We start from the raw sequence: 26,570 nt of genomic DNA, 5'->3' as shown, positions 1-26,570 counted from the left end.
TCCCGCGCTCGCCATCAGAAGCGCCAGCGCGGCAGTGCCGGTGTTCGACCAAATCTTCATCGGAGATCCCCCAAACCCCTTCGCGCTCAGTCGTCACAGCGGGATATTTCGCTGTCAACACGGCCATTTAGTGCAGGGTGCCGCGTATCATATAAAGATATCTTTATGTTTCATTTGCGCATCGCGCGCCGATCGGCTAGGGGCGCGTGCACAGTCGCGGGCATGCCGCGGCGAATCATTTCACTATCCGGAGAACGATCGTGGCCACCGTGCTCGACAAGACCGATTACGTCATCAAGGACCTCAGCCTCGCCGCGTTCGGCCGCAAGGAAATCGAGATCGCCGAGACTGAGATGCCGGGCCTGATGGCGCTGCGCGAAGAGTTCGGCGCGAGCAAGCCGCTCGCCGGCGCGCGCATCACCGGTTCGCTGCATATGACGATCCAGACTGCGGTGCTGATCGAGACGCTGAAGGAACTGGGCGCCGAACTGCGCTGGGCGACCTGCAACATCTATTCGACCCAGGACCATGCCGCCGCTGCGATCGCCGCCGCCGGCATCCCCGTCTTCGCCGTCAAGGGCGAGACGCTGGAGGAATATTGGGATTACGTCATCCGCATCTTCGACTGGGGTCAGGACCAGACCTGCAACATGATCCTCGACGATGGCGGCGACGCCACCATGTTCGCGCTGTGGGGCGCGCGCGTAGAGGCCGGTGAGGAGCTGTTCACCCCGTCTAACGAGGAAGAGGAAATCTTCGTCGCGACGCTGAAGCGCTTCCTGGCCGAGCGTCCCGGTTACCTCACCAAGACCGTCCAGAACATCAAGGGCGTGTCGGAGGAGACCACCACCGGCGTGCATCGCCTGTACGAGCTGTCGAAGAAGGGTAAGCTTCCTTTCCCGGCGATCAACGTCAACGACAGCGTGACCAAGTCGAAGTTCGACAACCTCTATGGCTGCAAGGAATCGCTGGTCGACGCGATCCGTCGCGCCACCGACGTCATGCTGGCCGGCAAGGTCGCCTGCGTCGCCGGTTTCGGCGACGTCGGCAAGGGTTCGGCGGCGTCGCTGCGCAACGGCGGCGCGCGCGTTCTGGTCACCGAAATCGATCCAATCTGCGCGCTGCAGGCGGCGATGGAGGGCTATGAAGTCGTGACGATGGAAGAGGCCGCGACCCGCGCCGACATCTTCGTCACCGCGACCGGCAACGAAGGCGTGCTGACCGTCGATCACATGCGCGCGATGAAGAACATGGCGATCGTGTCGAACATCGGTCACTTCGACAGCGAGATCGAGATCGCCGGCCTCGCCAACTTCAAGTGGACCGAGATCAAGCCGCAGGTCGACGAGGTCGAGTTCCCCGATGGCAAGAAGATCATCGTCCTGTCGAAGGGCCGCCTGGTCAACCTGGGCAACGCGACCGGTCACCCTTCGTTCGTGATGTCGTCAAGCTTCACCAACCAGGTTCTGGCGCAGATCGAGCTGTGGACCGGTGCGGACAAGTACGGCAACGACGTGTACGTCCTGCCCAAGCACCTCGACGAGAAGGTTGCGGCGCTTCACCTCGACAAGCTGGGCGTCAAGCTGTCCAAGCTGACCCAGCGTCAGGCCGATTATATCGGCGTGCCGGTCGAAGGCCCGTTCAAGCCGGACCACTATCGCTACTAAACGGTAGAGCCGAAACAGAAAGGGGGCGCTTCCGGGATCGGAAGCGCCCCTTTTTCGTTCAGGCGTCGGCGAGCGGGCCGAGCACATCACGCAGCGGATCGAGCCACTGCGCATAGGGTTTCCAGATATCGACGCCGTCGCGGTTGAGCGGGCGGCGAACCTGCTCACTGCTGGGCGTGCGGACCACGCGGTCGAGCTTGTGGAATTGCAGGATTGCCGGATCCCAGTGCAGGCCGAGATAGGCGAGGGCAGGGCGCAGCTGCGGTTCGGGATCATCGACCATCGCGGCATAGTCGATATGGTGGACCAGACCGGGCGCGACGCCGTCGAGATGCGCCATCAGCCGCACATAGTCGACATAGCTCCGTCCGATATGGGTCAGGTCGAACGACGAGGCGTGCGCGCTGGAAAACAGCTGGGTGTAGTTTGAAAAACAGCAGTCCATCGCGTTGCGCCGGATGTCGAGGAAGCGCGCCTGTGGCAGGATTTGCTTCAGGAACAGGAGGTTGCTCCAATTATGGGGCAGCTTGTCGATAAAGAAGGGAGAATCGCTGCGGCGGTGCTCGGCCGCGCGGCGCAGATAATCTTCGCCCAGCACCCGTGCCTGATCGTCGGTAAGGGTCCGGGTCAGCTGCGGCACGGTCATGGAGCCGCGGCGGGTTGCGAGCTCGATCGCGGAACGCAGGATGGCGGGTCCGTAGGGAAGCTCGCCCACCGGCTCAAGCGCGGGATGGCTTCCCAGCATCTGTTCCAGCAGGGTCGAACCGGAGCGCGGCAGGCTGACGATGAAGATCGGAATTGCCCCGTCCCCGACGGGTTCTTGCGGGAGCCGGGCGATGAAATCGGCGTCAATCGTGCGCTCAATCTCGGTGATCTCCGCGGTCAGTTCGGCCGGGTCATATTTGAGGCTCTCGGCACGTTGGGCGTTGCCCTTTGCATAATGGGCGAATGCCTCCGCATGGCGCTCCCGATCGTGCAGCGCCTTTGCCATTGCGAAATGTAACGGCGCACTGTTCCGGGGATCGATCGCGACTTCGATCCCGCGTGCGATCATTTCGAGATCCTGATCGGTAAGGACTTTGCGCTTGATGCTGGCCAGGCCCCACCACGCCTCGCCGAACTCGAAATCGGCCCCGGCGGCGCGGCGGTAGGCGGCGACTGCCTCATCGACCCGGCCCATCGCGCGCAGGATGTGGCCGAGCGGAATCAACAGATCCGGATGCGTGTCGCCGGCCTGCTCGACCAGTTGTTGTTGCAGTTCCAGCGCCTCATCGTGCCGGCCGAGCTTGTCGAGCAATGCGCTTCGTGCGGATGGAATTGCGAGGTCGGAAACCTCTCGTTCCAGCTCCTCCATCAATGCCAGCGCCTCAACCGGGCGTTGCTGCTGATTGTAGACCGCAGCAAGTTCGCGTCGCGCGTCAGGGCCGCGCGCGCCGGCTGCGATCGCCTGGCGCAGGAATTGTTGCGCCTGTTCGAGCGCGCCGAGGCGGTTCGCGATCGACCCCAGCATCGTCAACCCCTCCGGGTCGCCGGGGTGCCGGCGGAGATGGTTCATCACTTCCCGCGCCGCAGCCTCCGGCTTTTCCGCCGAGAGCAGGTTGCGCGCACGTGCGAGCGCGGGGCGGGACGAGATCAGCGGATCGGTCTGGTTCATCCGGTCAGCCTAGCGATATCCGAGCAGGGCGCGAAGGCCAGGCGCATGGAAATCGACGAGCGCGCGATGGCGATCCCCCAACCGATCGGGCAATTGCTTGGCAACGCCAGTGAGGTTGTCCCGCGCGGTTCCGCTCTGCGCAGGGTCGGCACCGATACGGACGCGCGCCTGCCAGTCCGTCGGCACCGCGATGCCGCATGCTTCAAGCAATGCGGCGAAATAGGCAGCCGCCGCGTCGGTCTCGGGTTGCCGCGCATGCGCGACCAGATCCTCGAACCTGATCGGATAGACGCTGGAGCCGAGCCAGGCGGCGACGTTCAATTCATACATGCCGTGCAGCGAAGGCTGTTTTCCCGGGATGCCGAAGATCATCATCGTCAGCAGTTCATCGATGCCGAGCGCTCCCGATTTCAGAAATTCGACATTGCCGCTGAACTGTTCGGACAGGAAAAAGCGCGCCTGTGCGATCACCCAGTCATACGGGTCGCGATAGAGAAGGATGCGCCGCGCCGATGCGGTCTCGATGACTGACGCATCGGCGAAAAACAGATGGCCCCAGCTCAGCCTGGGATGTGCCGGATCGAACGCGACGCGGTGGCGCTGGAGCGTCGGCCACTGGATGAAGTCGGCCTGATATTGCTGATCTACGGGAACGAACATTCGCAGGATGTTGCGCAACAGATGGCTGCCGCTTTTGGGCAGGCTGTTGAGAAACACCGGATGGGTCAGCGGTGCCTGGGTGAACTGACGGTTCGCATCATCCAGATTGTCGGGGGTTACGAGGACTTGCGGCATTGCGCGGCCCGACTCCTTTCGTTCGACAAAATGAAAACGGGCGACATGTTACCATGACGCCCGTTCCCAATCATTGATCTTCCTGGATCAGAATTTTGCCGAGACGTTGATGAACGCGCGTCGGCCGACAAAGCTGTACTGCGACGCGGCGACGACCGGGCCGAGCATGCTGATCTGACCGCCGTTCAGCACCGACACGCGCGGCGGGCGGGTGTTGAACAGGTTGCTGACACCCAGCGTGATCTCGAACTTGTCCGCGACTTCCTGGGTGATCGACGCATTGTGGTAGAAGGTCGCGTTGGTGGTCAGCACCGGGCAATAAATGCCGCGGATCGCAACGCCGTCTCCACGGTCGCCGTTGATGCACGGATTGCCGTTATTGTCGGCGAGGAACTCATCCACGTTCGACGTCGCGCCGATCACGTTCATGCCGTAGAACAGCGTGGTCCCGCTGCTCGGCAGGTTCCAGGTCAGGCGGAAGTCGCCGACCCAGCGCGGCGATCCGGCTTCCCCATTGTCGGTCTGAATCGGCGACGTCGGGAGCAGCTGGAAGGTGTCGCGGGTCTGCCAGGTCATGTCGGCGGTGAAGCTGATATTGCCCCATGCACCCAGGTCGCTGCGCACATTCGCGGTGAGGTCGACACCGCTGTTCTGCTGACTGGCAATGTTGATGTACTGATCCGACACCGTGTTGATGTTGAACGGTGCGCCGGTCTGGCCGCGCGTGAAGAGCGAGCAGAGCGGATCGGTCGGGAAACTGGCCGAGTCATAGCAGCCGAAGATGATGCTTGCCGCGCCGAGCTGAGCGACCTGGCCCGACACCTTGATGTCGAAATAGTCGACCGCGATGTTGATGCGCGTGCGGCTGCCCAGGAAGCCCAGTCGCGGAGTCAGGACGCCGCCGATCACGAACGCCTTCGAGGTTTCCGCTTCCAGCTGGCCGATGCCGCCCTGCGAGGAGACCGTCGCCGAGACACCCGACCCGTTATAGGTAGCCGGAATACCCTGTGCGATGCAGTTGTCGCGCTGACGCTGGTTGATCCGACCGGTGAGGAAGCCATTGGTGTAGCCGGCGCACGGGTCGATATTGCGCGAGAACTGGAAGCTCGTCTCGTTCGCCAGGAACTGTTCGAACAGAGCAGGCGAGCGGAACGACGTGCCATAGCTGCCGCGGACGCGGAACCACTCGGTCGGAGCCCAGTTGCCGCCGAGCTTGTAGGTCCAGTTGCCGTTGTCGCTGTCCGAGAAACCGTCCGACGTGCGCGTCGACGTCACGTTGGTGACGCGACCGGCAGCCGAGAGGGACAGTTCGTGGACGAACGGCAGATCCTTGAGCAGGGGCACGTTGATTTCGCCGAACGCTTCCCAGGTCTTGCTGGAGCCGGCAGTGATGCCCGAGGTCGAGGCACCCCCATGCGTTGCCCGCACGGGTGATCTCGCCGGGCGTATCGTTGATCTCGTCCCGACGGAAGGCTGCGCCGATCGCGACGCCGAGCATACCACCCGGCAGCTTGAACAACTCGCCCGTGAGCGCGGCTTCACCGGTCCACTGGGTGTAGAGCGTGCGGCCCTCCTCCCAATCGAACAGATAAGCCTTTTGCGCATCGGTGATCTCGCCGCGCAGGAAGTAGGGGTTGGTCCAGGGAATATCGACACACTGGCGACCCGAAACCGGGGTTACCATGCCGACGCACGAACCAATTGATCCAAAGCCCTGCTGGGTGCTGATGTCGTAGGCGTCCTGCAGGATCTGCTGGGTGCGGTAGCGGCCGATGCTGCGGCTGTACTGGCCGTAAACTTCCCACTTCCAGTTGTCGGTCGCGCCGAACGAGCCGCGCAGACCGGCGACGCCGCGATAGTAATCCACCTTCTGGCTGGTATCGCTCTGATCGGTGATCGCGGTCGGGCTGATCAGGTTCACACCGCCGAAGCCGCCACCCCAGTAATTGTAGAGGTTGCCGCCCGGATTGTAGCCGTAGAGGTCGCCCGTGTAGCCAAAGCTCCAGAACTGGCGCCAGCCATTCTGGTAGGTTTCACGACGGTTGAACAGGAATTCACCGAACAGCTCGATCGAGTCGGTGATCTCTTGCGACCCTTCCGCGAACACGGTGTAGAGGTCGGTCTTGGGGACGATGGTCGACTGCTCGACGAACGGGTGATAGGCGTTCTGCACCGCAAGCGATGCGGTGTCGTATCCGGTCGGGAACCAGCCCGCAGGGGCGCTGAAGTCGCCGGGATATGCGGGGGCGCCATAGGCAGGAATGCCCAGCGTTTCACCGGGATACTGGTACTGAAGCAGCACAGTCGAGCGGTTGAACGACGTGTTGCGCCCGGTGTTCGGGCCGCCCGGCCCGTCGAGCTGCAGGTTGTCGATCAGGTTGTAGGTCCAGATGTGACCCCAGCGCAGATCTTCGCACGCGAAGCTGCCGGTGCGCGGATCGACCAGATCTGCGCGCGTCCCGTCCTGACGGAAGGTGTAGGCTTCAGGGCAGGCGAGATAGTCGCGGTCGCCGCGGGTCAGTTCGTTCTGATGCCAATAGTCGGCACCGATCAGGAAGTGGCCCGTGTCCCACTTCTTGCCGAAGATCGCGTTGATGCGGTAGGTTTCGCCGCCGCCGTCGAACGGGGTGGACACGTTCCCCGACAGCTGCAGACCTTCGATATCGGTCTTGGTCGTAATGTTGACCACGCCCGCGACTGCGTCCGACCCATAGACCGACGAGGCACCGGTCTTGAGGATGTCGATGCGCTGCGCGAGCGACGAGGGCAGCACGTTGAGGTCGAAGGACGAGACGCCGCCGCGCGTACCGGCCGGGCCGGCGCGACGGCCATTGAGCAGGACCAGCGTGCGGTTCGCGCCGAGACCGCGAAGGTCGATCGTCTGCGCGCCCGGCCCGCCATTGGTCACGAAGTTCGACGAAAGTGCCGACGTGATCTGGGTCGAACCTGCTGCGATCGGGCTGCTCTGGAGCATCGAGGCCAGGTCGGTCTTGCCTTCCTTCGCGACCAGCTCGGGGTCGATCTGGCTGATCGGATCCGGGCTGTTGAACGGCGTAATGCCGCGAATGCGCGAACCGGTCACGACGACTTCGGCCTCCGACGAGGCCTGAGCGGTGGTCGGTGCCTCCGGTTCCTCGGTTGGCGCTTCCTGCCCGAACGCGGGAGCGGATCCGGTGATTACAAGACCGAATATCGCGATGGAGCGGAGCGCGGTCGCGCTCAAAAAGCTGGATTTCGCCATGACTTGTGTCCCCTGTTACACAATAATCGCTGGATTGTTGCTGCATTGCAGGAAGATGACAACCCGGTTTCGGGCGTGACCACCGATATGGGGCGAGGCTGGAGGCAGGTGTTGCCGCAGGGCCACAGGCGATCGTCGGCGCGCGGGCGTTGCCGGGCGCGGCGCGACTTCGTAAGAGCGACGATAATGAGGGATTCCGCGCGTTGATCGAAATCACTGAAACGGCAGCGACACTGGCCGGCGCGGCGATCGCCGTAACGCTGGCGGGCGGGGCCGCGATGCTGTTCGCCGGACTTCGCGCCCGCGCGCGTGCGGCGCAGTTGATCGATGCAAATGCCCGGCTGCTGGCCCTGGCTGCGGGATCCCCCGCGCTGGCAATGATCGTGCGCGCCGACGGGCGGATCGAATTGCCCATCGCGCTTGCCAATTTGTTCGGGTTCGATGCCGTGCCGACGCAATTTTCCGACCTGATCGACAATGACGCGGTGCTTGCGCCGGAAGATGCGCGGGTGCTGGAGATCGAGGTGAGCGCGACGCAGCGGGCGGGCAAGCCGTTCCGGATGATCCTGCCGGTGCGCGGGGCGAGCCGGACCCTGCTCGCCACCGGAATCCGTGCGCCTGACGCGGTCCGCGCACCGGGCGGGGCGGTGCTGTGGTTCCTTGATGCGACCGAGTCGAGCGAAGAGGTGGCGCGCTTCGCCGCAGAGGCGGACCGTTACCGCATCGCGTTCGACGCGCTGACCGGCCTGATCCAGTCCGCGCCGATGCCGATGTGGTATCGCGATCCCGAGCTGCGCATCGCGATGGTCAACAACGCCTATGTCGAGGCGGTCGAGGGCAAGGATGCCGAGCAGGTCGTCGCGTCCGGCGTCGAACTGGTCGATGCTTCCGCGCCGGGCGGTCCGCTGGCGAGCGCGGCGCATGCGCGCGAGGTCGGCGCGCCGCAGATGGTCAAGCTGCCCGCGACAATCGGGGGCAAGCGTCGCACGCTGCACATCCATGACGTGCCGCTGCCGACCGGCGGGGTCGCGGGCTTTGCCGTCGATGTCGAGGAACTGGAACAGGCGCGCAGCGGGATCAAGCGCGCGAGCGAGGCGCAGCGGTCGATGTTCGACCGGCTGTCCGCCGGAGTCGCGCAGTTCGGGCCGGATCGCGCGCTGGTCTTTTGCAACCAGCCGTTCCGGCGCATCTTTGAGATGAAGAACGAATGGCTCGCTGATCGTCCCGAGTTCGACCGCATTCTGGAGCGGATGCGCGAGGCGAACCGGCTGCCGGTGGTGCGCGATTTTCCGGGGTGGAAAAATGAGCGGCGCGAGTGGTTCGTCGCGGCGGAGGCGGCGCATGAGGAGAATTGGACGCTGCCCGGCGGCACGCATCTGCGCGTCGTTGCCCAGCCGCTGCCCGAAGGCGGGCTGCTGACGATCTTCGAGGACCTGACCGAGCAGGTTCAGCTGGCGAGCGCGCGCGATACGCTGCTGCGGGTGCGGACGGCGACGTTCGACAATCTATTCGAGGGGCTCGGCGTGTTTGCCGCCGACGGACGCCTTCAGCTTTGGAACAACCGGTTCAAGACCGCCTGGGGCTTTTGAAGAGACGTTCGTCACCAGCCATCCGCGTGTCGATGCACTGGCAAAGGAAGTCGCGAACAAGCTTGCCAAGCCGGGTCGCGCGTCACTGATCGGTGATCTGGTGCGTGCCGCGACGGTCGAGCGGCAGCAGCGGGGCGGATCGATCGAGTTCGCCGATGGGCGGCATTTCGAGGTGGCGGCGGTGCCGCTGCCAGATGGCAACGCGCTGTTCACGATGCTCGACATTTCCGACCGTCGGCGGATCGAGAATGCGCTGCGCGAACGCAACGACGCGCTGGAAGCGGCCGACCGGATCAAGACCGCGTTCGTCGCGAGCATGAGTTACGAGCTGCGCACCCCGCTGACCTCGATCAAGGGCTTCGCCGAGATGCTCTACAACGGCTATGCGGGGGTCTTGCCCGAGACGGCGGTCGATTATTCGGGGGCGATCCTGGAGTCGGTCGGGCGGCTCGGCGATCTGGTCGACGATGTGCTCGACCTGACCCGCGACGGCGGTGTGCTGGCGCGCGAGGCGGTTGATCTGGAACTGGTCGCGGGCGCGGCGGTGGAGAATGTCCAGCCGTCGATCAAGACCAAGAAGATCGAGCTGGCGGTGGAGATTCAGGGCAGCGCGGGCAGCGTTCAGGGCGACCCGCGCCGTATCCGCCAGATCGTCGAAAACCTGCTGCGCCATGCGGTGAGCGGAACGGGTGAGGGTGGCCGGGTGCTGCTGCATATCGACGGGTCGGATGCCAGGGCGCGGATCGTCGTGTCGGACGACGGCGCGGGGCTGGCACCGGAGGTCGCGGCCAAGGCGTTCGACCGGTTTGCGCAGGCGGGGATCAGCCGCAATGGCGAACGCGCGCTGCAGCTGGGTCTGCCGCTCGCCAAGCAGTTCGTCGAGGCGCATCGCGGGACGATCGAACTGGTGTCGGAGCCGGGGCAGGGGACGATGGTGGTCGTGGAGCTGCCCCGCGCATGATCGCGCTGGCGGATGCGGCGGCGACCGAGGCGTTTGGGCGCGCGCTTGCCGCACGGGTGCGACCGGGCGATGTCGTGGCGCTGTCGGGGCAGCTGGGCGCGGGGAAGACCAGCATTGCGCGCGGGCTGCTCGCGGCTTTGGGGCTGGAGGGCGAGGCGCCGTCGCCGAGCTTTGCGATCGTCCAACCCTATGAACCGCCCGAAACCGCGATTCCCGTGCTGCATGTCGATCTGTACCGGATCGAATATCCCGATGAGGCCGACGAGCTCGGTCTCGACGATGCCCGCGGCGATTCACTGCTGCTGGTCGAATGGCCGGAGCGATTGCCCGAAGGCACTTGGGCGGACGCCTTGTGGCTGACACTGACGATCGAAACCGACGGTTCGCGCGGCTTGACAGCGCGGGTGCCGGCGGCATGGAAGGACCGATGGCCCCTGTAAGCGACGGCGTGATTTCGCCCCCCGACATGAACCCGCCCGAACGGGCACCGCATTTCCTGGCCGAGATCGGGTGGGGCGATGGAGAGATCCTGCCGCTCGCTGGGGATGCGTCGTTCCGTCGCTATTTCCGGGTGCAGGCACCGGGGCGCAGCGCGATCCTGATGGACGCGCCCCCGCCGCATGAGGACCCGCGCCCGTTCATTTCGATCGCGCGCTGGCTGACCGATCGCGGTTTCGCGGCGCCAACGATCTATGGCGAGGACCTCGATGTCGGGCTCGTCCTGATCGAGGATTTCGGCGACGCGCGGCTACGGGAGACCGCCGACGCCGCGCCCGAGAGCGAGCTTCGCCTGTACGAGGCGGCGATCGACGTGCTGATCCGGCTGCGCGGGCATGAAGCGGCGGACATCGATCCCTATGATGCCGATACCTGCCAGCGCGAGGCGGCGCTGCTCACCGAATGGTATTGCCCGGCGATTGGCGTGGATGCTGATGTGGAGGGGTATCGCGCGGCGTGGGACGCGGTGCTTGCCCCGGCGCTGGAGGGGCAGCGGGTGACCGTGCTGCGCGACTATCATGCGGAGAATCTGATGCTGATCGAGGGGAGCGAGACGCTGGGCCTGCTCGATTTCCAGGACGCGCTGGCAGGGCATCCGGCCTATGACCTCGTCTCGTTGCTGCAGGATGCGCGACGCGATGTGCACCCCGATCTGGAGGCGGCGATGCTCGACCGCTATCGCCGGATTACCGGGGCAGATCAGGCGTTTGTCGACGCCTATCATGTGCTCGGCGCGCAGCGGAATGCGAAGATCATCGGCATCTTCACTCGGCTGTGGCAGCGCGACGGCAAGCCGCGTTACCCCGGGCTGTGCCCGCGCGTATGGGGCTATCTGGAGCGCGACCTTCAGCATCCCGCACTGGCTCCGGTGAAGGCGTGGTTCGACGCGAACATTCCGGCGCAGCTGCGCGGTGATCCGATGGTGGTGGTGCAGGCGTGAGCACGAAAAAGACGCTGGCGATCCGGCCCGTTCCGGCCGGTGCCGTGCCGCGCACCGCGATGGTGATGGCGGCGGGGCTGGGCAAGCGCATGCGCCCGCTGACCGCGACACGGCCCAAGCCGCTGATCGAGGTCGCGGGCAAGCCGCTAATCGACCATGTGTTCGACCGGCTGCGCAGCGCGGGCGTCGCGCGCGCGGTGGTCAATGTCCATTACCTCGCCGATGCGCTCGAGGCGCATGTCACGCACCGGGTGAAGGATATCGAGGTGCTGGTCTCCGACGAGCGCAAGCAGCTGATGGAGACCGGCGGCGGGCTGGTGCAGGCGCGTGACATGCTGGGCGATGAGCCGTTTGTCTGCGTCAACAGCGACAATCTGTGGGTCGATGGTCCGATCGACGCGATCCGCCAGCTGGCGGCGGCGTGGGACGATGAGCGGATGGATGCGCTGCTGCTGCTCGTACCGCTGGCGCGTGCGCATTGCCATGGCGGGCAGGGGGACTTCCACCTCGATCCATTCGGCAAGATTGTGGGACGGCGCAAGCCGGGGCGGCTGGCACCGTTCGTTTACACCGGGGTGCAGATCCTGTCGCCGCGCGTGATCCGTGACTGGCCGGAAGGACCATTCTCCACGAACCTGTTCTGGCAGCGTGCAATGGAGGCCGGACGGGCGTTCGGCGTGGTGCACCAAGGGCTGTGGTTCGATGTCGGCAGTCCGCCGGCGATTGCGGCGACCGAGGCGGTGCTGGCGGACGGGTGAGTGTGTACATTCGGGTTTCCGGGTGGCGGCTGTTCTGTGCAATATAACCAAATAGGTTCTTGTAGGAAAGCTGGGGGCTGAAAGGCGCAGATTTCTGGCGGTTTTTGGCGTCTGCAAGATTCCGAAGGTGGCGTGATCGCACGAGATGGGGCGGGGCGGTCGCATGAGGCGATGCGAACATGTCGCCGAAGAACGCGCCATCGGTGCCAAAGTGGTCGTGTCGGTCTGTGCGGGAAAAGGCGAGCATGTCTTTTCGGGCGGCTTCGGGGGGGATCGACGTTGACCAGAACAAGAAGAAGACCCTCACCCAACCCTCTCCCGCAAGCGGGAGAGGGCTAAGAAGAAGCGGCGCAACGCGTTGTCCTTGCTTGCCTCTCTTTCGTCGCGCGCTACGGTCGGCGGACCGATGACCACCCGCCTCAACCTCTACACCGTCCCGCCGCATCGCGCCTTTGCCGATGCGCTCGCGCAGGGGTTAATCCGGCGGCATGGGGGCGATCCCCTGCGGCTGGCGCGGGGCGTGGTGCTGGTGCCGACCAATCGCGCCAAGCGGACGATCACCGATGCGTTCGTGCGGGCGAGCGGGGGCGGGTTGTTGTTGCCGCGCATGGTGGCGATCGGCGATCCCGAGCTGGACGAGGCGGCGGGGCCGTTTCTCGATCCCGCCGACGATGACGCGCCGATCCCGCCCGCGGTCGATCCGTTGCAGCGGCGGATGATCCTGGCGCGGTTGATCGAGGCGCATGACCGCAGCGTCGATGCGGCGGAGGCGGTGCGGCTGGCGGGCGATCTGGGGCGGACGCTCGACCAGATGCTGGTCGAGGAAATCGCGCCGATTGCGCTGCGCGACGTGGTGCTGCTCGATCATTTGACCGTGCATTGGCAGCGCGCGCTCGACCTGTTCGAAATCGTTCTGGAGAAGTGGCCGCAAGAGCTTGAGAAGCTGGGCCGGATCGATCTGGCCGAGCGGCGCAACCGGTTGCTCGACCGGGTGGCGGGGCGGTGGCGGGCGGAGCCGCCCGGGCGCTTCGTCTGCGCCGCGGGGATTACGACGAGCGCGCCCGCGATCCGCGCGGCTGCTGCGTGTCGTCGCGGGACTGCCGCAGGGGCAGGTCGTGCTGCCGGGCGTCGATCTGGCGATGGCGGATGAGGAATGGGCGATGCTGGGGCCGTTTCCCGCCGATCCCGCGAGCGGACGACGGCGGCGCAGCCTGGAGACGCATCCGCAATTCCATCTGAAGCTGCTGATCGACCGGATGGGGGTGCAGCGCGGGGAGTTCGAGAATTGGCGGGTCGCGACCGAGCTGGATGCGCCGCCCGCGCGCAGCAAGGCGATTGCGAGCGCGATGATGCCGGCCGAGCGCACGACGTTGTGGAGCGACCTGCCCGCGGGCGAGCGGCGATTGGCGGGGGTGCGCGCGCTGGAAGTCGCGACCCCGGCGGAGGAGGCGCAGGGGATTGCGCTGGCACTGCGGCAGGCGCTGGAGGAGCCGGGGCGGACGGCGGCGCTGGTGACGCCGGATCGCGCGCTGGCCAAGCGGGTGGCGGCGCATTGCGCGCGCTGGGGCATTGCAATCGACGATTCCGCCGGGTCGCCGCTGGCGATCCTTCCGCCGGGGACGCTGCTGCTGGCGCTGGCCGAGGCGGCGGCGCAGAATTTTGCGCCGATGGCGTTGCTGGCGCTGCTCAAACATCCGCTGGTGCGCGCGGGCGAGGCGCGGATCGGCTGGCTGGAACAGGTGCGCAGCCTCGATCTGGCGGTGCGCGGGCCGCGACCGCCTGCCGGGCTGGCCGGAGTGACGGCGCATCTGGCCGACCCCGAGGGGTATGACGCGCGGACGCGGGCGCGGGCGATCGAGCCCTGGGCGGAGATCGCGGCGCTGCTGGAGCCGATCGAGGCGGCGTTTGCGGCGGAGTTGGTGCCGCCCGCGATGCTGTTGGCGCAGTTGCGTGAAGGAGCGGAGCGGTTGTGCGGCGAGCGGCTGTGGGCGGGCGTCGATGGTCGCGCGGCGGCGGCGTTGCTCGACGATCTGGAGCGTGAGGCGGTACATGGCCCCGCGCTGATCGCCCCGGCGAGCCTGCCCTCATTGCTGCGGACATTGATGGACGAGGTGGCGGTGCGGCCGCCGCAGGGCGGGCATCCGCGTCTGGCCATTCTTGGCGTGATCGAGGCGCGGCTGCATGCCGCCGACCTGCTGGTGCTGGGCGGGCTCAATGAAGGGGTGTGGCCGGGGCTGCCCGCGCCCGACCCGTGGCTGGCACCGCGTATCCGCAGCGAGCTGGGGTTGCCCGGGCTGGAGCGGCGGATCGGGTTGGCGGCGCATGACCTGGCGCAGGGGCTGGGTGCGCGCGAGGTGCTGCTGACGCGGGCGAAGCGCGATGCGGGGGCGCCGACGATTGCGTCGCGCTTCTGGCTGCGGCTGGAGGCGCTGTCGGGCGGGTTGGAGCGGGCGACCGAGCTGGAAGCCTGGGCGCGTGCGATCGATGTGCCCCGTGAGCACAAGCCGGTCACGCGGCCCGAGCCATGCCCGCCGGTGGCGATCCGGCCGCGATCGATTCCGGTGACCGATGTCGATCGCCTGAAGGCCGACCCCTATGCCTTCTACGCCAAGCGGATGCTGCGGCTGCGTCCGCTCGATCCGGTCGATGCCGATCCGAGCGCGGCGTGGCGCGGGACGGCGGTGCATGACGCGCTGGAGCAATGGGCGCGGCATGATGGCTGTGACCCCGACGCGCTGGAGCCGCGCGTGCTGGAGATGCTGCGCGCGGCGCACCCGATGATGCGCGCGCTGTGGCAGCCGAGGTTGATCGAGGCGGTGCGCTGGATCGTGCGCGAGACGGCGGCGCATCCGGCGCGGCGCATCCTGGCAGTGGAGCAGGAGGGCGGAATCGACATTGCCGGCGTGCGGCTGACCGGCAAGTTCGACCGGATCGACGCGATGGGTGACGGGACGATCGGGATTGTCGATTACAAGACTGGCCAGCCGCCGAGCACGCGAGCGGTGCGGGCGGGCTATAGCTTGCAGCTGGGGCTGTTGGGCCTGATCGCCGAGCGGGGCGGGTTTGCGGGGATTTCCGGGCGCGCGAGCTGTTTCGAATATTGGTCGCTGGCGCGGAAGAATGGCGAGTTCGGCTATGTTGCGACGCCGGTCGATCCGGCGGAGAAATATGGGCGGATGAAGCCCGAGGAATTCGTGCCGACCGCCGCGGAGAATTTTGCCGATACGGCGGGGCGCTATCTGACCGGGGGCGAGGCGTTTACCGCGAAGCTGCACCCCGAATATGCGCCCTATTCGGATTATGATCAGTTGATGCGCCGGGACGAATGGTATGGGCGGGAGCGGCGGTCGTGAGCCTGTCCGCTATCACCCTCACCCTTCCGGCGCTTCGCGCCTCCCTCCCTCTCCCAATGGGAGAGGGAAGGGGGCCCGCCGCCGCAGGCGGTGGGGAGGGTGAGGGTGACCAGCTTGAGTGACGACCGTGAGCGGCGTTAATATCTCCGCTCTCCCCCGCTCGCCGGGAGCCAGGGCGCGGCGTCGCAGCCCGAGGCGAGCGTGTGGCTGTCGGCCAGCGCGGGGACGGGGAAGACGCAGGTGCTGGCGGCGCGGGTGTTTCGCCTGTTGCTGCGCGGGGTCGATCCGGGGGCGATCCTGTGCCTGACCTTCACCAAGGCGGGCGCGGCGGAGATGGCGGCGCGGGTCAGCGGGCGGCTGGCCTATTGGGTGCGGGCGAAGCGGACCGAGCTGTTCGCTGATCTGGAGGCGCTCGGCGAACCCGCCGATGATGCGCAGATTGCGCTGGCGCGGACATTGTTCGCCAAGGTGCTGGATGCGCCGGGAGGCGGCCTTCGCATCCAGACGATCCATAGTTTCTGCCAGACATTGCTGTCGGCATTTCCGGTCGAGGCGGGGCTGACGCCGGGGTTCCGGCCGCTGGAGGCGCGCGAGGAAGCGGCGCTGGCGCGCGAGGCGCTGGCGGAAATGCTGGTGACGGCCGAGCGCGAGGGGCGCGGCTGGGTGATCGACGCGGTCGGGGCGCTGAGCCTGCGGCTGGGCGAGGGCAAGGCGGAGGCGTTTCTGAGTGCCTGTGCGCGCGCGCCCGAGGCGATGGCGGCGCTGCCGAGCGGGATCCAGCCATGGTTGCGGCGGGCGTTTGGGCTGCCTTCGGGGGATGTCGCGGCCGAAGCACAGCGCTGGTGCGATGACGAACATTTCGACACAGACGCGGTGCGCCGTCTCGCGGATGCCAACCACGCTTGGAAAACGGCGACCGGAGACAAGGATGCTGCGATAGCCGAGCGCTGGCTCGCGGCTGATCCCGCCGGGCGATTTGAGCAGCTGCGTGACCTCAGCCTTATCGCCCTGAAGAAGGACGGCGATTTCCGGGTATTCAAGGGCAAACTGCTCACACTCGAACCGGATTACGCAGAACTGGCGGTCGCGCTGGGTGAGGCGTGCGTTGCGGTGCAGGGGATGGTCGCGCGGGCGGGCTATGTCGATTGCCTGGCGCAAGGGCTGGCGGCAGGGCGCGAATATGCAGCGACCTATGCGGCGGCGAAGCGGCGCGCGGGGGCGGTCGATTTCGACGATCTGATTGGCAAGGCGGTTGCGCTGCTCGAACAGCCGGGGATGGGCGACTGGATCCGCTACAAGCTGGATCAGGCGACCAGCCATGTGCTGATCGACGAGGCGCAGGACACCAATGTCGCGCAATGGCGGATCGTCCGCGCGTTGGCCGACGAGTTCTTTGCCGGCGAGGGCGCGCATGGCGAGGAGGTGCGCACGATCTTTGCGGTCGGGGATTACAAGCAGGCGATCTTTGGCTTTCAGGGCACCGACCCGGTCAATTTCCGCGCGGCGCAGCAGCATTTCGACACGCGTGCGGCGGGGGCGCTGGATACGCTGTCGCTGGTGCACAGCTTCCGCTCGACCGCGCCGGTGCTGGAATTTGTCGATGCGGCGATCGGCGCGCTGCCGCCGCCGGGGATGGGCGAATTTGCCGAGCCTGAGCCGCATGCCAGCCGGGTCGAGGGGCCGGGCACGGTGACCTTGTGGCCGCCGGTGGTGACGGGCGGCGACCCGGAGGATGAGGAAGGCTGGATCGACGATGCGACCCGCGAACTGGCCAACCGGATTGCGCGGCAGATCCGGGAGTGGATCGGTACGCTGGAGCTGGAGAGCAAGGGGCGGACGCTGCGGCCCGAGGATGTGATGATCCTGGTGCGGCGGCGCGGCGAGCTGGCGGGGCTGATCGTCGCGCGGCTGTATGCCGAGGAGGTGCCGGTCGCGGGGGTCGACCGGCTGCGGCTGAATGCGCCGCTGGCGGTGCAGGATTTGCTCGCGGCGGTGCGGTTTGCGTTGCAGCCGGACGATGATCTGTCGCTCGCGGCGCTGCTCGTGTCGCCGCTGATCGGGTGGACGCAGGACGAGCTGATGGTCGCGGCGATGCGCGAGCGCGGGAGCCTGTGGCGGCATCTGCGCGCGACGCAGACGCCGGAGCGGCTGGAGCCGCTGTTCGGGCTGTTGGCGCGGGCGGATGTCATGACGCCGCACCGGTTTCTGGAGGCGATCCTGACCGGGCCGATGGACGGGCGGCGCAAGCTGCTGCACCGGCTGGGGGCGGAGGCGCTCGACCCGATCGAGGAGTTGCTGACGGCGGCCTTGGGGTTCGAGGGGGTGGCGACGCCGACGCTGCAACGCTTCCTCGACTGGTTCGATCGCGGCGATGTCGAGATCGTGCGCGACGCGGCGCAACCGCAGGCGGCGGTGCGGGTGATGACGGCGCATGGAGCGAAGGGGCTGCAGGCGCCGCTGGTGATCCTGGCCGATGCGACCGCCGATCCGGTGGCGGGCAATCGCGGCGATTTTGTCGAGTGGCAGCCGGACGGTGAGGCATTCAAGCTTCCGGTTTTCCGCCCCGGCAAGACCGAGCGGGGCGGGCCGGTCGATGCGGCGGTGAGTGCGGCGGAGGCGCGCGAGCTGGAGGAGCATTGGCGGCTGTTTTATGTCGCGGCGACACGTGCGGAGGAGCGGTTAGTGATTGCTGGAGCGCTGGGGCCGAAGGCGAAGGGTGAGCCGCCGGAGTTGAGCTGGTACACGGCGGCTGCTGCCGGGCTGGATGCGCTGGGCGTGCCGGAGAGTGAAGGCGAGCGGAGCTTTACCGGGCTGGCACCCACGCGAGCGGTGCCGCGCAAGGCGGTTGTTGCCGATGCAGGTGAGGCGGCGGGCGCAGTGCCGGATTGGGCGCGGCGTGCGGCGCCGGTTGAGGCGCGGCCGCCGCGACCGCTGGCACCGTCTTCGCTGGGTGAGGATCTGGTGGCCGATCCGCCTCCCGCTGCGGCGCTGCGGGCGGCGGCGGAGCGGGGGCGGTTGATCCATGCGTTGCTGGAGCGGCTGCCGGTCGTTGCTGCTGAGCGGCGTGAAGAGGTGGCGGAGCGCTGGCTGGCGGGTGCGGGCGGCGTTGATGATGCGGGCGAACGTGCGGAGCTGGCGCGCGCGGCGCTGGGGGTGCTGGCCGAGCCGCGCTTTGCCGATTTGTTCGGGTCGGAGGCGCTGGCCGAGGCTCCGGTCGCAGCAGTGGTCGGGGGCGGGCATGTCGTGTCGGGCACTGCCGACCGGCTGCTGGTGACCGACAGCCGCGTGCTGGTGGTGGATTTCAAGACCGGGCGGCGCGCGCCGGGTTCGCTCGGCGATGTGCCGCCCTATCACGTCAAGCAGATGGCGGCCTATGTCGCGGCGCTGGAGGTGATCTTTCCGGCGCGGGAGGTGGTTTCGGGGCTGCTCTACACCGCGGGGCCGGTGCTGTTCGAACTGCCGGGCGATGTGGTCGCTGCGCACAAGCCGGGCTTCGCGACCGGGGAGCAAAGCTTGGCACTCGATGCTTGAGACGCGCGGCTGCCGACCCTAGTTAAGCAGCAACAGACAGGAGATTTGAGACATGGCGAAGGCCGTTACCGACGAGAGCTTTGCAACCGACGTGCTGCAGTCCGACAAGCCCGTGATCGTGGACTTCTGGGCGGAATGGTGCGGCCCGTGCAAGATCATCGGCCCGAGCCTGGAAGAGCTGGCCGAGGAGCTGGCCGACAAGGTGACGATCACCAAGCTCAACATCGAGGAAAATCCGGACACGCCGGGCCAGCTCGGCATTCGCGGCATCCCGACCCTGTTCGTCTACAAGGACGGGCAGAAGGTCGCGCAGCAGGTGGGGATTGCCGAGATCAACACCAAGTCCAAGCTGAAGGCGTGGATCGAGAGCGTCGTCTGACAAGATCGCGGGGGCCGGGATTCGGCCCCCGCTTCCTAACTATTCGCGCCAATAATCATGCCGTTCCGCGCCGTCGAAACCGGCCCGAATGCATGCAGCAGCGCTTGAAATCTCTTCCCCGAACCGCACGGGCAAGGGTCGTTTCGACCGAGTTTTTCGATCAGCTCGACGTCGCCATGGACGAAGCGCAGGCCGCGCTTCACATGCGTTTCGGAGGGATAACCCCGCCGCCGCTTTGAGCTACGCTCGAAAGCAGGGGAGGTCGGCGAAGGTGTCGATGCGTGCCATAATGGCCTCCTGTCGCTGACGCGCGATGAGCCGCGCGGGAGGGCCGATAGCAGGCTGACCTCAGCTGCGATAGTCCGCGTTGATCGAGATGTAGCCGTGCGTCAGGTCGCAGGTCCACACCGTGGCGCGGCCTTCGCCGAGGCCGAGGTCGACGCCGATTTCGATGTCCTGGCCCTTCAGATGCGCGGCGACGGGGGTTTCGTCATAGCCTTCGACCGCGAGACCGCCTGACGCGACCTGGACCCCGCCGAAGGTGATCGCGAGCTTGTCGCGGTCGGCGGGTTCGCCGGCCTTGCCCACCGCCATCACGATGCGGCCCCAATTGGCATCCTCGCCCGCGATGGCCGTCTTCACCAGCGGCGAGTTGGCGATGCTGAGCGCGATGCGGTGCGCGCTGGCGTCGCTTTCCGCGCCCTCGACATCGATGCGGATGAATTTCGACGCGCCCTCGCCGTCGCGGACGACGAGGTGGGCGAGCTGGAGGCAGAGATCGGCGAGCGCGGCGCGGAAGGCGTCGGCGCCGTCGCTGTCGTCGTTGGTCAGCGGCGCATTGCCCGCCGCGCCGGTGGCGAAGGCGAGGACGGTGTCGCTGGTCGATGTGTCGCTGTCCACGGTAATGCACGAGAAGCTGGTGCGGTTGGCGTCGGACAGGGCGTGCTGGAGGAAGGCGGGATCGACGGCGGCGTCGGTGAAGACATAGCCGAGCATCGTCGCCATGTCGGGCGCGATCATTCCGCTGCCCTTGATGATGCCGACGAGGTTGACCGTCTTGCCGTCCACGACGGCTGAGGTCATCGCGCCCTTGGCAAAGGTGTCGGTGGTGCCGATAGTGATTGCGGCATCCTCCCAGGTGCAGGGTTCTGCGGCGAAGGCTGCTTCGAGCCCGGCTTCGGCCTTGTCGATCGGGAGCGGGACGCCGATCACGCCGGTCGAGGAGACGAATACGTCCGACGGCTGGCAGTTCAGGTGCCCGGCCACGCGCGCGGCGATGGCTTCCACGGCGGCGCGACCGCGATTGCCGGTGAAGGCGTTGCTGTTGCCGGCATTGACCACCAGCGCGCGGGCCTTGCCCAGCGGGAGCGCTTCGCGGCACCATTCGACTTCGGGCGACGGGCATTTGCTGGTCGTCGTGACGCCCGCGACCGCCGTACCCTCGTCCAGCGTGACGAAGGTCAGGTCGCAGCGGTCCCATTGCTTGTAGCGCGCGCGGGCGACGCGGAGCGTGACTCCCGGGATGGCGGGCAGGGCGGGGAAGGCGGCGGGGGCGAGGGGGAGCGGGTCATGGAGGCGACCTAGCTTCCCCCGCGGCGCGGATCAAAGCGATTCGCATTGCCTGCACACCCTGATCCGATTTGTAGAGCATTGATCTAGAGCAATAATCCATTTCTTCTTGACGTAGGCGAAACGAAGCGCTTCGCTGGCCCTCGACAGGGAGCGATTGGGAGACGGGACATGAGCAAGTTGAACTGGATCGGCGGACTGGTGGTCGCGGGCGCGGCGTTCGTCGCGGTGCCTGAGGTACAAGCGAATACACAGCGCAATTGCGCGGTGGACAGTGTCGCGGTGATCGACGCGCGGATGCACATCAAATGTGCGCCCATCCCCGGCATCGGTCATACCCACGCGATTTACTATTTCGCGCTCAACCTGACCGAAGGGCCGGCCAAGGTGCAGAGCCTGATCGCGCTTGCCATCGCCGCCAAGCAGCAGGGCAAGCCGATGGTGCTGTGGTTCGACATGAACGATTACAAGAGCGTGCCGGGGTGTGCGGGCAGCAATTGCCGCAAGCTGCGCGGCGCGGCGATGGAGTAGCTTCCTAATCCCCTCCGGCAAGGGAAGTGTAAGCGCAGCTGACAGAGGGGGATGCAGGGTATCGGATTGAGCCGGGAAGGCTCAGCCGTCCTCCCCCTCCGTCGCCTTCGGCGCCACCTCCCTCTGGCGGGGGGAGATCGATTTATCACCCCAGCGCCCCCGCCGCGCTCAGCACCGCGCGGACGCTGGCGGTGGCGACGTCCTCGTCGATGCCGACGCCCCAGACGGTGCGGCCGTCGGGAGTGCGGCATTCGACATAGGCGGCGGCCTGCGCGGTCGAGCCATGGCCGATCGCGTGTTCGGCATAGTCGGCGATGTCGAGATCGACGCCGAAGCCTTCGCGGATCGCCGCGACGACGCTGGAGATCAGGCCGTTGCCGCGGCCGCTGACCGAGCGCGCGACACCATCGACCTCGATCGCGCCTGCGAAGATGCGTTCGCCATTGGTGGCGCGGGTCTCGTCATAGGCGCCGAGCGTGAAGCGCTGTGGCTGCATCAGGCGGTAGGCGGACTGGAAGGTCGCCCAGATATCCTGCGCATTCAGCTCGCGGCTGGTTTCGTCGGCCATGCGCTGGACGTGGCGGCTGAAATCGGCCTGGAGGCGCTTCGGCAGCTTCAGCCCCTTGTCCTGTTCCAGCACCCAGGCGACGCCGCCCTTGCCCGACTGCGAATTGACGCGGATCACCGCCTCGTAGCTGCGGCCGAGATCGGCGGGATCGATCGGGAGATAGGGCACCTCCCACAGATCGTCGTTGCGCGCTTCCTGCGCGGCGAAGCCCTTCTTGATCGCGTCCTGATGGCTGCCCGAAAAGGCGGTGAAGACGAGGTCGCCGGCATAGGGCGTGCGCGGGTGGACGGGGATGTTGGTGCAATATTCGACCGTCTTCACGACTTCGTCGATGTCGTTGAAGGTCAGGCCGGGGTCGATGCCCTGCGTGTACATGTTCATCGCCACGGTCACGAGGTCACAATTGCCGGTGCGCTCGCCATTGCCGAGCAGGCAGCCCTCGACCCTGTCGGCACCCGCCATCATCCCCAGCTCCGCCGCTGCTACGCCGGTGCCGCGGTCATTATGGGTGTGCAGCGAGATGACGACGCTGTCGCGATTGGGGATGTGGCGGCAGAAATATTCGATCTGGTCGGCATAGATGTTGGGTGTCGCCGCCTCGACCGTCGCGGGCAGGTTGAGGATCAACGGACGCTCGGGCGTGGGCTGGAGCACGTCCATCACCGCGGCGCAGACCTCGATCGAGAAATCGAGTTCGGCGGTCGAGAAGGTCTCAGGCGAATATTCGAACTGCCAGTCGGTGTCGGGCTGTGCCGCAGCACCGTCGCGCAACATGCGTGCGGCGTCGGTGGCGATCGTCTTGACCTCGTGGCGCTCCATGCCGAACACGATGCGCCGCCAGGCCGGGCTGACCGCGTTGTAGACATGGACGATCGCCTGTTTCGCGCCGCGCAGGCTCTCGAAACTGGTTTCGATCAGGTCGCGGCGCGCCTGGGTGAGCACCTGAATGGTGATGTCTTCGGGAATGCGTCCGTCGCGGACAAGGCCGGAGATGAAGTCGAACTCGGTCGCGCCGGCGCTGGGGAAGCCGACCTCGACCTCCTTGATCCCGACGCGACAGATCAGGTCGAAGAAGCGCGTCTTCTTCTCCGCATCCATCGGGTCGATCAGCGCCTGATTGCCGTCGCGCAGGTCGGTCGAAAGCCAGCGCGGCGCCTTGGTGATCGTGCGGCTTGGCCATTGGCGATCGGGCAGATCGACCTGGGGGAAAGGGCGGTATTTGACGCTGGGGTCGCGCAACATCGGACTTCTCGCTTCGGGTATCGGGCGGTCGGGGGAGGGGGATTGCTCTGCCCTTAGGCCGTGTGCGCGGCGCATGGCCACGCGAATCCACGCCCTAAGGGCGGGTAAGTCGAAGCAGAAGAAGGCTGCGATACGGCAACATTATGCGAGCCGCTTAGCCCGAAGGCGCAACAAAAGTCCAGTCCCCCCTTGTGGTGATACTTAGAAACGGCGATTGTAAGCTCGTTCCGACCCCGCAACGGACGGGCGGAGCGAGAGGATGCGCATGACCCGACCAACCTTGGCGCGCGTGCTGACGATCATCGGCGCGCTGCTGCTGCTCTACGCGCTGCTTGGCAATTATCTGGTTTTGCCGGGCTATCTTCGCTTCCTCGCGCGGGAGGGGAGCGGCGACGCGCCCTCGACCGCGGCGTTCGTGATCGGTGCGGTGAAGACAATCAGCTGGATGCTGTCGGTCCAGCTGGCGGTTCTGTGTCTCGGTACCGCGCATGCCTTGCGCGCGGGGTTGCGGGCCGGGTGGTTTGCGGGTGCGATGGTCGTTTGGATCGGCCTGTGGTCGATCCCCAGCCTGCCTGCGCCGGGCGGCTGGTTCTATGCCGGGTTCGGCGCGGTGCTCCTCGTCGCGATTGGCTGGACGCTCGCGCAGGGGCGTGCACCCGAGCGCGCGGATCGGGGGCGGCTCGCCTTCCTGTTCGCGATGTCGTTCTTCGCTTTGGCGACGTGGGAGGTGTGCGGGCTCGGCAGTGCCGGGCGGATGTTGCGCCCGGATGAGGCGACCGATTTCTCGCTCAACCTGCTCGTCACGCAAAGCAGCAAGCTGATGATCGAGCTGGTCATTGCATGGATCGCGCTGGCGCTGAGCCTGCGACGCTAGGGCGTAATGGTGCGACCGGAGGTGCGCGCTATCATTCTCTAAACCTTTGAGGTGTAACGATAGTCCCGGGCGGGGGCGAAGGGACAATCATGTATCAGCTTATGTATATCAGCAGCGTCCGTGCCGGCACCCAGGTCGAGGTGGCGCCGATCCTGCTCGCCTCGCGCCGCAACAACGATCGCCACGGGATTACCGGCTTTCTCTACGCCGACGGGCGCCGGTTTCTGCAGGTGCTGGAGGGGCCACAGGACGCGGTCGAGCAGACCTTTGCCCGGATCGCGGCGGATCCGCGCCATTGTGCGATCGTCATCCTGTCACGCCGGGCGATCGAGATGCGCGAATTTGGCGACTGGGCCATGGCGCATCGCGTCCCCGGAGCGGAAAGCGATGCGCTGATGGCGCAGATTGCCGACCGGCTGAGCACCGCTTCGCCGAATGTCCGCGCCACGTTTGAGGGCTTTGCGAAGATCCGGCGCGCGGCGTGACGCCTACTTCTGGAAGGCGGCGGCGATTTCCAGCTTGACCTCGTCGCTGACCAGCGGGACGGCATAGCCCAGGCCAAAGTCGCTGCGCTTGATCGTCGCCTCGGCCTCGAACCCGACATTCTCCTTGCCGCCCATCCGCTCGGGCGCCTTGCCCGCGCCGTAGAAGTCGACGTCGAGCGTCACCGGCTTGGTGATGCCGTTGAGGGTCAGATTGCCGTGCACCTTCGCCTCGTCGCCGTCGGGATCGACGACGACATGGTGCGAGACGAACTTGGCGTCAGCGGGGGCGGAGCCGAAGAAATCGGGCTTGCCGCCGTCCTTGCCGTCACGCAGCAGATGCGCGGTGAAGCCGGGGACGCCGGTGACCATCTTCGACACCGGGATCGTCACGTCTACCTTCGACGCGCCGGGGTTCTTGGGATCGAGCTCCAGTGTACCGGTCACCTGACCGAACAGGCCCCAGAGGGGCGAGAAGCCGAAATGGTTGACCTCCCACTTCACCAGCGTGTGGCTGGCATCGACGGTGTAGCTGCCGCCGGTGATTGCGGCCTTGTCCTTCGATCCGGGCATTTGCTGCGCGACGATCGGGGTGGCGATGGCGGTGGCGGCGATCAGGCTGGCGATCACGAGGCGCATGGGTCGGTCTCCGGATAGCGGGAAGGCGTCGCGACAATGCGCGACGCCCTCAAGATGTTCAAATGGCGATGTGCGAACGCAAGGTTTCCCGAACTGCGATCAAAGCTGCGGGAGGATCAGATATTTCTCCCCCGTGGCGCGGCGATTATAGGCGGCGATGGTCGCGGGCTGGACCGCGTCCTCAAGACTGATCCGGTTGCTGTAGCTGCTGGCGAAGGTGGTGCGGATTTCGGCGGCGACCTTGGCGCGCATCCGCATCACTTCCTCCATGCCGGCTTCCATCAGGTACGGGGTGAGCAGCCAGCCGCCGATGCCCCATTTCATGCCAAAGCCGCGGGTGATCTCGGTCGGGGCCATGCTGAGCCCGCCATAGATATAGACCTGCTTCATCGTCGACGAGCCATAGGGGCCATTCGCCGGGTTGGTGCGGACTGCTGCAGCCTCCATCGCCGTGAGGATCTGGCCGGCGAGTTTGCCGCCGCCGATGGCGTCAAAGGCGAGGAACGCCTGGGTTTCGGCGATGGCGTCGGTGAGCTGGGCCATGAAGTCGGGCGCGCTGCTGTCGATCACATGCGTCGCGCCGAGATCGCGGAGCAGCAGCGCCTGGGTCTGGCTGCGCACGATGTTCACCAGCGGCACGCCTTCGGACAGGGTCAGCTTGACCAGCATCTGCCCAAGATTCGAGGCGGCGGCGGTGTGGACGAGGCCGGTATAGCCCTCGCGCCGCATCGTGCCGACCATGCCCAGCGCGGTCATCGGATTGACGAAGGACGAGGCGGCTTCCTCCGCGGTCACGCCATCGGGGAGCACCAGGCAGTCGCGGGCGCGCAGCAGGCGATATTGGGTGTAGAAGCCGCCGCCCGCCGCCGCGACGGTCTTGCCGACCAGCGCCTGGGCCGCGGGGTCATCGCCCGCCGCGACGACTGTGCCCGCGCCCTCATTCCCGATCGGCAGCGGCTTTCCGAGGCGCGGCGCGACATGGCGGCGCAGCGCTTCGGGGATTTCCGCGCGCGCGCCATAGCCCAGCGGGGCGAAGGCATTGGAGTCGGCGACGCTGAGCATGACCGCGAGGTCCGAGGGGTTGATCGGCGTTGCCTCGACCCGGATCAGCACTTCGTCGCCACTCGGCTGCGGGACCGGCATGTCGCGGAGCGCGAGTTCGAGGCCACCATCGTCGGTGACGGTCGAAAACAACTGCTTCGCCTGTGCGGGGATCGGGTGGGTCATGGCATCCTCCTTATGTCGTTGCATGCGGCATACCGTGAATTCGAAACAGGGATCAATGGGGTGGCGTGGATT

16 protein-coding genes and 4 pseudogenes are annotated in these 26,570 nt (G+C 66.5%); 11 read left to right on the top strand and 9 right to left on the bottom strand.

Annotated elements, in window-relative coordinates; genetic code table 11:
- Positions 1 to 260: 260 nt before the first annotated feature.
- The gene (gene ahcY, locus LRS12_RS18025) at positions 261 to 1,667 is read left to right on the top strand and encodes an adenosylhomocysteinase (protein WP_257845870.1); all 1,407 of its coding nucleotides are present in this window, start codon (positions 261 to 263) and stop codon (positions 1,665 to 1,667) included.
- A 58-nt stretch (positions 1,668 to 1,725) separates the two neighbouring features.
- Here ahcY and LRS12_RS18020 read toward each other — a convergent pair whose 3' ends face one another.
- The 4 genes and pseudogenes from LRS12_RS18020 to LRS12_RS18005 all read right to left on the bottom strand — a co-directional run.
- The gene (locus tag LRS12_RS18020; RefSeq protein WP_257845869.1) at positions 1,726 to 3,321 is read right to left on the bottom strand and encodes a tetratricopeptide repeat-containing sulfotransferase family protein; all 1,596 of its coding nucleotides are present in this window, start codon (positions 3,319 to 3,321) and stop codon (positions 1,726 to 1,728) included.
- Positions 3,322 to 3,330: 9 nt separating this feature from the next.
- A complete protein-coding gene (locus LRS12_RS18015; protein WP_257845868.1) occupies positions 3,331 to 4,116 on the bottom strand; it encodes a hypothetical protein in 786 nt (261 codons plus the stop codon).
- Between the two features lie 87 nt (positions 4,117 to 4,203).
- Positions 4,204 to 5,721: a TonB-dependent receptor gene (locus LRS12_RS18010; RefSeq protein ID WP_257845867.1), complete on the bottom strand. Its 1,518-nt coding sequence runs from the start codon at positions 5,719 to 5,721 to the stop codon at positions 4,204 to 4,206.
- Between the two features lie 1,093 nt (positions 5,722 to 6,814).
- Positions 6,815 to 7,357 (bottom strand): annotated as a pseudogene (locus LRS12_RS18005) (TonB-dependent receptor plug domain-containing protein); the annotation flags it as partial.
- Between the two features lie 203 nt (positions 7,358 to 7,560).
- Between LRS12_RS18005 and LRS12_RS20465 the strand changes: the two are divergent.
- From LRS12_RS20465 to trxA, 7 genes and pseudogenes are all read left to right on the top strand, one after another.
- Positions 7,561 to 9,907 (top strand): annotated as a pseudogene (locus tag LRS12_RS20465) (PAS-domain containing protein).
- Positions 9,904 to 10,347, top strand: a complete 444-nt coding sequence (gene tsaE / locus LRS12_RS17995; RefSeq protein WP_257845866.1) for a tRNA (adenosine(37)-N6)-threonylcarbamoyltransferase complex ATPase subunit type 1 TsaE — start codon at positions 9,904 to 9,906, stop codon at positions 10,345 to 10,347. Before LRS12_RS20465 ends, tsaE begins: the two are co-directional and overlap by 4 nt.
- 26 nt (positions 10,348 to 10,373) lie before the next feature.
- The gene (locus tag LRS12_RS17990) at positions 10,374 to 11,345 is read left to right on the top strand and encodes an aminoglycoside phosphotransferase family protein (RefSeq protein WP_257846187.1); all 972 of its coding nucleotides are present in this window, start codon (positions 10,374 to 10,376) and stop codon (positions 11,343 to 11,345) included.
- Between the two features lie 59 nt (positions 11,346 to 11,404).
- Positions 11,405 to 12,103: a nucleotidyltransferase family protein gene (locus LRS12_RS17985; RefSeq protein ID WP_257846186.1), complete on the top strand. Its 699-nt coding sequence runs from the start codon at positions 11,405 to 11,407 to the stop codon at positions 12,101 to 12,103.
- A gap of 406 nt (positions 12,104 to 12,509) precedes the next feature.
- A pseudogene (addB, locus tag LRS12_RS17980) lies at positions 12,510 to 15,456 on the top strand (double-strand break repair protein AddB).
- A gap of 153 nt (positions 15,457 to 15,609) precedes the next feature.
- Positions 15,610 to 18,987 (top strand): annotated as a pseudogene (gene addA / locus LRS12_RS17975) (double-strand break repair helicase AddA); the annotation flags it as partial.
- A gap of 52 nt (positions 18,988 to 19,039) precedes the next feature.
- Positions 19,040 to 19,366, top strand: coding sequence for a thioredoxin (gene trxA / locus LRS12_RS17970; RefSeq protein WP_066664623.1), 327 nt, complete (start codon positions 19,040 to 19,042; stop codon positions 19,364 to 19,366).
- Between the two features lie 35 nt (positions 19,367 to 19,401).
- Here the strand turns inward: trxA and LRS12_RS20460 are convergent, their stop codons facing one another.
- A complete protein-coding gene (locus LRS12_RS20460; protein ID WP_374581532.1) occupies positions 19,402 to 19,569 on the bottom strand; it encodes an SEC-C metal-binding domain-containing protein in 168 nt (55 codons plus the stop codon).
- Positions 19,570 to 19,714: 145 nt separating this feature from the next.
- Positions 19,715 to 20,899, bottom strand: coding sequence for a bifunctional glutamate N-acetyltransferase/amino-acid acetyltransferase ArgJ (gene argJ / locus LRS12_RS17965; protein WP_257846185.1), 1,185 nt, complete (start codon positions 20,897 to 20,899; stop codon positions 19,715 to 19,717).
- A gap of 207 nt (positions 20,900 to 21,106) precedes the next feature.
- On the opposite strand from argJ, the gene LRS12_RS17960 reads away from it, so the two are divergent.
- Positions 21,107 to 21,466, top strand: a complete 360-nt coding sequence (locus LRS12_RS17960) for a hypothetical protein (protein WP_257845864.1) — start codon at positions 21,107 to 21,109, stop codon at positions 21,464 to 21,466.
- Positions 21,467 to 21,611: 145 nt separating this feature from the next.
- Here the strand turns inward: LRS12_RS17960 and leuA are convergent, their stop codons facing one another.
- A complete protein-coding gene (gene leuA, locus LRS12_RS17955; RefSeq protein WP_257845863.1) occupies positions 21,612 to 23,276 on the bottom strand; it encodes a 2-isopropylmalate synthase in 1,665 nt (554 codons plus the stop codon).
- Between the two features lie 265 nt (positions 23,277 to 23,541).
- Here leuA and LRS12_RS17950 point away from each other — a divergent pair, with 265 nt between their 5' ends.
- Positions 23,542 to 24,150, top strand: coding sequence for a hypothetical protein (locus LRS12_RS17950; RefSeq protein WP_257845862.1), 609 nt, complete (start codon positions 23,542 to 23,544; stop codon positions 24,148 to 24,150).
- 89 nt (positions 24,151 to 24,239) lie between these two features.
- Complete coding sequence (locus LRS12_RS17945) at positions 24,240 to 24,635, top strand: BLUF domain-containing protein (RefSeq protein WP_257845861.1); 396 nt, start codon at positions 24,240 to 24,242, stop codon at positions 24,633 to 24,635.
- 3 nt (positions 24,636 to 24,638) lie between these two features.
- On the opposite strand, the gene LRS12_RS17940 is transcribed toward LRS12_RS17945, so the two are convergent.
- Positions 24,639 to 25,271, bottom strand: a complete 633-nt coding sequence (locus LRS12_RS17940) for a YceI family protein (protein ID WP_257845860.1) — start codon at positions 25,269 to 25,271, stop codon at positions 24,639 to 24,641.
- Positions 25,272 to 25,370: 99 nt separating this feature from the next.
- Positions 25,371 to 26,498 carry a zinc-binding dehydrogenase gene (locus LRS12_RS17935; protein WP_257845859.1) on the bottom strand — a complete coding sequence of 376 codons (1,128 nt, stop codon included), beginning with the start codon at positions 26,496 to 26,498 and terminating at the stop codon, positions 25,371 to 25,373.
- Positions 26,499 to 26,570 lie beyond the last annotated feature (72 nt).

It is taken from the genome of Sphingomonas sp. J344 (assembly GCF_024700005.1).
Classification (GTDB): Bacteria; Pseudomonadota; Alphaproteobacteria; order Sphingomonadales; family Sphingomonadaceae; genus Sphingomonas.
The sequence above is the reverse complement of the archived record's forward strand: the minus strand, read 5'-3'. Positions and strand labels throughout refer to the sequence as shown.

Bases quoted from the DNA above. Each gene is read 5' to 3' on its own strand.
- LRS12_RS18020 (WP_257845869.1), bottom strand. From the start codon at position 3,321: ATGAACCAGACCGATCCGCTGATCTCGTCCCGCCCCGCGCTCGCACGT.
- LRS12_RS18015 (WP_257845868.1), bottom strand. From the start codon at position 4,116: ATGCCGCAAGTCCTCGTAACCCCCGACAATCTGGATGATGCGAACCGT.
- LRS12_RS18010 (WP_257845867.1), bottom strand. From the start codon at position 5,721: ATGCGCAAAAGGCTTATCTGTTCGATTGGGAGGAGGGCCGCACGCTCT.
- tsaE (WP_257845866.1), top strand. From the start codon at position 9,904: ATGATCGCGCTGGCGGATGCGGCGGCGACCGAGGCGTTTGGGCGCGCG.
- LRS12_RS17990 (WP_257846187.1), top strand. From the start codon at position 10,374: ATGAACCCGCCCGAACGGGCACCGCATTTCCTGGCCGAGATCGGGTGG.
- LRS12_RS17985 (WP_257846186.1), top strand. From the start codon at position 11,405: ATGGTGATGGCGGCGGGGCTGGGCAAGCGCATGCGCCCGCTGACCGCG.
- trxA (WP_066664623.1), top strand. From the start codon at position 19,040: ATGGCGAAGGCCGTTACCGACGAGAGCTTTGCAACCGACGTGCTGCAG.
- LRS12_RS17960 (WP_257845864.1), top strand. From the start codon at position 21,107: ATGAGCAAGTTGAACTGGATCGGCGGACTGGTGGTCGCGGGCGCGGCG.
- leuA (WP_257845863.1), bottom strand. From the start codon at position 23,276: ATGTTGCGCGACCCCAGCGTCAAATACCGCCCTTTCCCCCAGGTCGAT.
- LRS12_RS17950 (WP_257845862.1), top strand. From the start codon at position 23,542: ATGACCCGACCAACCTTGGCGCGCGTGCTGACGATCATCGGCGCGCTG.
- LRS12_RS17945 (WP_257845861.1), top strand. From the start codon at position 24,240: ATGTATCAGCTTATGTATATCAGCAGCGTCCGTGCCGGCACCCAGGTC.
- LRS12_RS17940 (WP_257845860.1), bottom strand. From the start codon at position 25,271: ATGCGCCTCGTGATCGCCAGCCTGATCGCCGCCACCGCCATCGCCACC.
- LRS12_RS17935 (WP_257845859.1), bottom strand. From the start codon at position 26,498: ATGACCCACCCGATCCCCGCACAGGCGAAGCAGTTGTTTTCGACCGTC.